At 68.2% G+C, this 7,130-nt stretch carries 6 protein-coding genes; 1 reads left to right on the plus strand and 5 read right to left on the minus strand.

The annotated features are described in order from the left end of the window. Nucleotides 1-132: 132 nt before the first annotated feature. Nucleotides 133-828, minus strand: coding sequence for a TerB family tellurite resistance protein (locus tag AC1DZ6_RS15130; protein ID WP_477097984.1), 696 nt, complete (start codon nt 826-828; stop codon nt 133-135). Nucleotides 829-1,200: 372 nt separating this feature from the next. Here AC1DZ6_RS15130 and AC1DZ6_RS15135 point away from each other — a divergent pair, with 372 nt between their 5' ends. Then, the gene (locus AC1DZ6_RS15135) at nt 1,201-2,091 is read left to right on the plus strand and encodes a hypothetical protein (protein WP_477097985.1); all 891 of its coding nucleotides are present in this window, start codon (nt 1,201-1,203) and stop codon (nt 2,089-2,091) included. A gap of 33 nt (nt 2,092-2,124) precedes the next feature. Here AC1DZ6_RS15135 and AC1DZ6_RS15140 read toward each other — a convergent pair whose 3' ends face one another. The 4 genes from AC1DZ6_RS15140 to AC1DZ6_RS15155 form a co-directional block, all read right to left on the minus strand. Next, complete coding sequence (locus tag AC1DZ6_RS15140) at nt 2,125-3,570, minus strand: GH1 family beta-glucosidase (RefSeq protein ID WP_477097986.1); 1,446 nt, start codon at nt 3,568-3,570, stop codon at nt 2,125-2,127. A 232-nt stretch (nt 3,571-3,802) separates the two neighbouring features. Beyond that, complete coding sequence (locus AC1DZ6_RS15145; protein ID WP_477097987.1) at nt 3,803-5,629, minus strand: DUF885 domain-containing protein; 1,827 nt, start codon at nt 5,627-5,629, stop codon at nt 3,803-3,805. A 233-nt stretch (nt 5,630-5,862) separates the two neighbouring features. After that, on the minus strand, nt 5,863-6,930 hold the full coding sequence (locus tag AC1DZ6_RS15150) for a YjgN family protein (protein WP_477097988.1): 1,068 nt from the start codon (nt 6,928-6,930) through the stop codon (nt 5,863-5,865). 68 nt (nt 6,931-6,998) lie between these two features. After that, nucleotides 6,999-7,121 carry an undecaprenyl-diphosphate phosphatase gene (locus AC1DZ6_RS15155; RefSeq protein WP_477097989.1) on the minus strand — a complete coding sequence of 41 codons (123 nt, stop codon included), beginning with the start codon at nt 7,119-7,121 and terminating at the stop codon, nt 6,999-7,001. Between the last annotated feature and the right edge of the window lie 9 nt (nt 7,122-7,130).

A 7,130-nucleotide genomic window follows, 5' to 3' on the forward strand; every position in this document is an offset into this window, starting at 1 on the left:
GTCTCCATCATGGTCCTCGCAGGCGTGCCCCGCCCATGGATTCAAGATGGGGCGCCAGTACTGAACGTCAACTGAACACCCGGCTGATCGTCCCGTAAAATGAATTCGGCGCTAACCGTGGCGAATTGGCGGCTAACCCGCGGCCAGACCCGACAATTCGCGCCGCTCGCGCATCACGGTGCTGAAGGCGGCGTTGATCGCGGCCGACTTGGCCTCGGCCACCTCGATGAACTCCATCGGCAGGCCGCGAGCCCGGGCGCGGTCGGGGTGGGCCTCCGACATCGCCGCCCGCCAGGCCGAGTGCACCACCGCGTCCTCGGCGTCGGCCGGCACGTCGAGGATGCGGTAGGGATCGTCCGGCTCGGTCCCGACGTGAGTGGCGGTCAGGCGGCGGAACGACAGCGGCGACATGCCGAACAGGTCGGCCACACGTTCCAGATAGCTGAGCTCGTCCCGGGTCACCGCCCCGTCGGCCTTGGCGATGTGGAACAGACCGTCCAGCACGTCCTCGAGGATCTGCGGGCAGGTGCGATAGCGCTTGGCCAGCCGCTTGGCGTAGCTCTCGAAACCGTGGGTCGTCTGGCGCGCCAGGTCGTACAGCCGATGGATGTTGTTCTCCGACTCCGGGTCGGGATGGAAAACCTCGGCGAAGGCGGCGTATTCGTCGCCATCGGCTGAGCCGTCGGCCTTGGCCAACTTGGCGCCAAGCGCCGTCACGGCCGTCGAGAAGGCCGGATCCTGCCCAGGCAGACCGGGCGGACATTCCTGGCACTCGGCCATGTCCAGCCGGCGCGCGGCGAGCGTTGCGATGTTACGCCAGAAGGTCATGGCTGCGACGAAAGTCCAGAAGCGTGGCGGAGTGATGACGAGTGGAGATACGTCGCCCGCCTCCCAACGGATCACGCTCCCGTTTTGCCTTCTAGCATAAAAACGTCGCGGCCCCACCCGGTCCTTGCTGCGGCGCACATTGAAACTTTGTAACGTGCGGAAGAGCGGGCGCCGTGCGCAACGCCCGGCTGCGCACAGGAATCTTTGCCGTGGACGGGAGCGTTTGGCCCATCCGTTCGTTATGGTGGCGCTTGACCGACCGCGGTGCAAAACACCTCGGCGCCATGCTCCGGTCCCAATGCGGCCGGAAATGCTCTATTCGAACGCGACCGACTCTCTGAGCGACGCCCCACTAAGAGGACTTCCGCCCGCATGGCGACCGCCTTCCTTTTCGCCCTGGCCCTGATCGCCCAGGACGCCCCGGTGTCCACCGCGCCGACCGCTTCCACTCCCCCGCCCCGCACCCAGCCGGCCGCCACCGCCCCGACCGACGACTACGGCTATGTCGGCTGGTGCTACGGCGCGCTGGGCGGCTATGTCGAGCTGTACGACAAGGTGATGCCGGAGGTGACCCGGATCGAGAAGACCTTCCCCGGTCCTGACGGCTTCAACGCCGCCATGAAGGAATATCCGTCGATGCGCGACCAGGCCAAGAAGGACCTGATCGTCTATCGCTCGGCCATCGTCGCGGCCGAGAAGGCCAGCCCCCGGCCGATCTCGGAATACGGCGCGGCGGCGATCAAGAAGGGCCATTCGGTCTGGAGCGGCGCCGACAAGGTCGACAAGGCCCGCTTGGCCCAGGTGTGGATGAGCTGGAGCCCGCCCGGTGACTGCGACAGCCGCGCCAAGACCCTGGAAACAAAGTCCAACCTGTTCGGCCAGGCGTTGAACTACAACGTCAAGAAGAGCGAGGCGCCCGTCGCCGCGCCGGCCCTCGAACCGGCGCCCGCCCCGGAAGCCGCTCCGCCGGCCGCCGAGCCCGAAGCGCCGGCTCCCGCCGCGCCTGTGGCCGAAGCCGTGACGCCGGTGGCCAAGCCGCCGGTCGCCAACCCGGTCGCCAAGACCACGCCCAAGGCGGCTCCGAAGACCACCGCCAAGAAGCCCGCCGCCGACCTGCCGCCGATCGGCGCCAAGCCCGCGGCCATGCCGATCGCCGCCAAGGGCGAGGTGATCATCGACCCCGCCAATCCCCAGCCGTGCGCCGGCAGCCTCGTGCCCGCCAAGCGTGGCGGCAAGAACGTGTTGATCTGCAAGGCGGACTAGGCGGCTAGAACCCTCTCCCAGAGGGAGAGGGTTCTATGAGGTCGGCAGCAGCCCCGTCGTCGCCACCTGCTTGAACCAACCGTACGACGCCTTGGGCGTTCGCACGCCGGTCGTTCGGTCCATCGCCACCAGGCCGAACTTCGACGTGTAGCCGATGTCCCACTCCCAGTTGTCGATCAGGGTCCAGGTGAAGTAGCCGCCGATCCGCGAACCGGCCTCCATCGCGCTCTTCACCGCCTCGAGATGCCGGCGCAGGTACTGGCTGCGGAAACCATCGTCGATCACGCCTGGGCCATTGCCGAACGGGTCGGAGCAGCCGTTCTCGGTGATCAACACCGGCGGATTGCCATAGTCGCGGCGGACCATCTCCAGCACCTCGACCAGACCCGACGGATCGATCTGCCGGCCGAAGGCGTCCAGCTCCGCGCCCTTCGGCGGCGCGCCGGGCGCGATGTGGCTGGGACTGGCCAGATCCAGCTTCACATAGGCCGGGGCGTAGTAGTTGACCCCCAGGAAGTCGATCGGCTGGTGGATGGTCGCAAGGTCGCCGTCGCGAACGTGGCCCTTGAGGAAGTCCTCCATCAGCGCCGGATAGGTCCCCTTCAGCAGCGGATCCAGCCACGCCCGGTTCCACAGGGCGTCCAGGCCGTCGGCCGCCGGACGGTTCCAGAACGCCAGCTTCCCGCCGGAAGAGCGGCAAGGCTGCAGCGCCTGGGTCGTGCCGATCCGCAGGTCGCCATGGGCCGCGCGCAGGGCCTGGATCGCCAGGCCCTGGCCCAGGTTCATGTGGTGGGTCGTCGGGCCCAGCAGGGCGATGTCCTTCAGGCCCGGCGCGTGCTCGCCCAGCACGTGGCCGAACACCGTGTGCACGGCCGGTTCGTTGAGGGTGATGAAATGCTTCAGGCGGTCGCCCAACCGCCCGGCCACGGCGGCGGCATAGTCGGCGAAGCTCTTGGCGGTGTCGCGCGCGCTCCAGCCGCCCTTGTCCTGCAGGGCCTGGGGCAGGTCCCAGTGAAACAGGGTGGCGTAGGGCGTGATCCCCTTGGCCAGGCAGGCGTCGATCAGTCGGTCATAGTGGTCCAGGCCGGCGACGTTGACCGTGCCCTCTCYGGTCGGCAGCACCCGCGACCAGGCCATCGAGAAGCGGAAGGCCTTGAGCCCCGCCCCGGCGATCAGGTCAACATCCTCGGCGTAGCGGCGATAGCTGTCGGTGGCGACGTCGGCGTTCGAGCCGTCCTTGATCCGGCCGGGCTGCTTCTCGAAGGTGTCCCAGATGCTGGGGCCGCGCCCGTCGGCGGTGGGCGAGCCCTCGGTCTGGAAAGCGGCGGTCGCTACGCCCCAGACGAAGTCGTTCGGGAACTGGCGGGACTTCACCACCGCCTCGGTTTGGCCGACGCGGTCGCAGCCGCTCAGACCCAGGCTGGCCGCGCCGCCGATCGCCAGAGCGCCCAACGCCCTGCGGTTGATGCCGTTGTCCACCTTCGCCCCCTGCTCGCCGGAGGTCGAGCGCCCCCGTGCGAGAGCAGGATGAACGCAAAGCGCGAGCTTTGGCTAGGGCGCCCACCCCATCTCCGCTCWTCCCGGCGAAKGCCGGGAYCCAGATGGAAKGGCTTTGGGGCTGACGCCAAGAGCGCTGAGCCTTTCCAACCCACCACACCGCTACAGGATCTGGGTCCCGGCATTCGCCGGGATGAGCGGGTTGATGAGGGACTCAGGCGCTCCGCTTGCCCGCGATATAAGTGTCGATCACGCCTTCCAGTTCGGTCAGCGGGACGTTGCCGCCCATCACCACCGCGTCGTCGAAGGTGCGCAGGTCGAAGCGGCCGCCCAGCGCGGTCTGAGCCTTGCTCCTCAGGCGGACGATCTCGCTGTGACCGACCTTGTAGCCGCAGGCCTGGCCCGGCCAGGCGCAGTAGCGATCGACCTCGCCCTGCACTTCCTCGCGGGTCGAGCCGTTGGTGGCCACGAACCAGTCGATGGCCTGGTCGCGGGTCCAGCGCTTGGCGTGGATGCCCGTGTCGACCACCAGGCGGCAGGCCCGGAAGGCGATGGACTGCAGGTAGCCCAGCTGTCCCAGCGGATCGCCGTCATAGGCCCCCAGCTCGTCGGCCAGCTGTTCCGCGTAGAGGGCCCAGCCTTCCGAATAGGCGTTGAAGGCCAGCAACGAGCGGACCAACGGCAGCTTGTAGGTGTATTCGCCCTGCCAGATGTGGCCGGGCAGGCCCTCGTGATAGGTCAGGGTCGGCAGGCCGTAGCGCGGCCACATGCCCGTGTCGCGCAGGTTGATGTAGTAGTTTCCGGGCACCGTGCCGTCGATCGAACCGGCCGCCGCATAGCCGCCCGGCGCGCCGTCCTGGATCTCGACCGGCACCCGCTTGATCAGCAGATTGCCCGGCACCATCGTGGCGAAGGCGCGCGGCAGACGCGTGCGGATGTCGGCCACCCGGCCGTTCAGATAGGCCAGGATCTGGGCCCGGCCATCGTCGGTGTTGGGGAACAGGTTCTTGGGATCTTCGCCCAGCGCCTTCATCCGCGCGCCGACGCTGCCCTGGGTCAGGCCCTGGGCCTTCAGCAGGATGTCCATGCGGGACGACAGCGCCTTCAGCTCTTCCTGGCCCATCTGGTGGACCTCGTCGGGCGTCAGGCGGCTGGTGGTTCCGGCCCGCAGCGCCCAGGCGTAGTAGGCCTCCCCGTCGGGCAGCTTCCAGGCGCCGGCGTCGGACGTGGCCTTGGCGCGGTGGGCGGCCAGCTCGGCGATCTGGCGGTCCATGGCCGGGGCGATCTTGCCCTCGACGATGGCGGCGGCGCGGCGGGCGTGATCGCCCGGGACAGCCTTGGCCTTCTTGGCCAGGCCGGCGACCAGGCCCCAGTCGGCGATCGGCTGGGCGCGGGCGCCCTTCTGCTGCTTCAGCGTCTTGTCCAGCAGGAAGTCCGGCGCGATCACGCCCAGCGCCCCGTCGTGCTTCAGCCGCGTCGTCTCGCCGTCCAGCTGGGCGGCGTACAGCTCCAGGCGGTGCAGATACGACTCGACGTCGGCGGCGCTCGTCACCCCGTGCAGGCTGTCCAGGAAGTCCGGCGTCTCGACGAAGGCCCCAGTGTTCTGGGCCACCACATAGGGCGCGTTGCGATAGGACCACTGCGACGAAAGGCCGATGGCGTCGCCATAGGGAAAGTCGAAGCCTTCGACGGCCAACTCGTGGGCGGTCTGGACGACGCCCAGGTCCAGGGCGGCGGCCGGGCTCAACGTCTTGCGATCGACCGCCTTCATCCTGGCGACCCGCGCCTTGGCGGCGGCGGCCAGCTTGCCACGCCCCTCCAGCGAGCGGTCGGTCAGAGTGGCCTTCAGGGCGGCCCGCGCGCCCTTGTCCAGGCCCAGGGCCGAGGCGTTCTCGGGATATTCCCGCATCAGGTCCTCGGCGACCGAGGACAGCAGCGCCTCGGCGGCGGCGTCGCCGGGCGCGGCGGCCAGGGCGGCGCCACCAAACGCCGCGGCGGCCGCGCCGAGGGCTAGAACGTCACGTCGATTGAGCTGGCTCACGCTGGATCTCCCCGGATTCGCGGAGAGTCGTAGCGCGCCTTTTCGTCAGAGCGAACCTGATCCTTCTCCCCTTGCGGGAGAAGGTGTCAGCCGCAGGCTGACGGATGAGGGTCTCTCAACAAAAACCGCCGCGACCGGCCTTTCGGCTGATCGCGGCGGTCCTGGCCTTCAACCCCTCACCCGACCTCGCTCCGCGAGGCCATCCTCTCCCGCAAGGGGAGAGGGATCCTGGTTCAGAACGTGCTGATCCCCAGCGCGTCCGCCAGGCCTTCGTCGCTGCCCGAGCCGCGCGGGGCCTGGCGAACGCCGGACAGGTCCACCGTGCCGGTGCTGGACAGGCGCGACAGCACGAAGCGCGCCGAACGCGCCTCGACCACCGGCAGCAGGAAGCCCAGCGAGAAGATCAGGATCAGCACGTTGGTCAGGCTCAGGACGATCAGATCGACGGCCTTCACCGCGATGGCGAAGCGGACGTCATCCACTCGAATGGCCCCGATCACCGCCCGCATCAGCGCGACATGATAGGCCGCCGAAGCCACCGTCAGAACGAGGATATAGACCAGCAGATAGGCGTAGAGCTTGCCGATCAGCGCCGCCGCCGGCGCGGCGCCGACCTGAACGTCCATCATCGACGGGATCATCATGGCGATGAAGCCCGCGTAGCCGACCACGCCGACCAGCCAGGCCAGAGTGAACGGGGCGTAGAGGCCTTCCTTGGCCGAACGCTGCCAGCTCAACTTCTTGTCGCCGTACGCCAGGCCGCCCCAGAGCTTGCCCGACAGCCGCATGGTCATGGCCGGCGAGAACCAGCCCAGGGTGACGCAGAACAGCGCGAAATAGCCCAGATAGGTCCAGCCGAACTTGGCCGGCGAGCCGGTCAGTTGGAAGCGCGTGTTGCGCCAGCGGGTGCGGCCGGCGACATAGCGGAACGCCATGAACGTCGCCGCGCCCAACACCACGATCAGGGCGATGTAGAGCGGGAAGATCAGCAGCATGAACAGCTTGTTGACCATCGTCAGGATGATCACGGCCACATAGGGCACGAACAGGGCCACCATGCCCAGCAGGAAGCCGAGGAACAGTTCCCCGCCCTTGCCGGTGTAGCTGAAGGCCTCGCCGTTCAGGCTGACCTTCTCCCAGATCCGCCGCCGCGTCGCGGTCTTGGCCCAGAAGCTGTAGATGCCGAACGTCACCATGTTGAGCAGGCCGTTCTTGACGCCAAGCCCGACAAAGTCCGACGAGTTCAGCGTCTGGCCGAACGTCAGCGTCTCGCCCGAAGCAGGCGCGGTCGCGTCCGTCATGAAAATCCCCCGTAAACCCCAAGCGCCACTGTGCGCGGCGCCAGGAATGAGGGGATTGCAACTTCAGGTCAACCGGAACGGGGCGGGGACGCCTGTAGGGCGAAGGCGCCGACCATGATCGGGATGGCCATGAAGAAGCTGAACTCGGCGGCCGCCTTGCGCTCGACGCCCAGCAGCATCGAGCCGACGATGGTCGAGCC

It is taken from the genome of Caulobacter sp. P1_B12_2 (assembly GCF_056406675.1).

Coding starts and splice junctions, on each gene's coding strand:
- AC1DZ6_RS15130 (WP_477097984.1), bottom strand. CDS start 828: ATGACCTTCTGGCGTAACATCGCAACGCTCGCCGCGCGCCGGCTGGAC.
- AC1DZ6_RS15150 (WP_477097988.1), bottom strand. CDS start 6,930: ATGACGGACGCGACCGCGCCTGCTTCGGGCGAGACGCTGACGTTCGGC.
- AC1DZ6_RS15135 (WP_477097985.1), top strand. CDS start 1,201: ATGGCGACCGCCTTCCTTTTCGCCCTGGCCCTGATCGCCCAGGACGCC.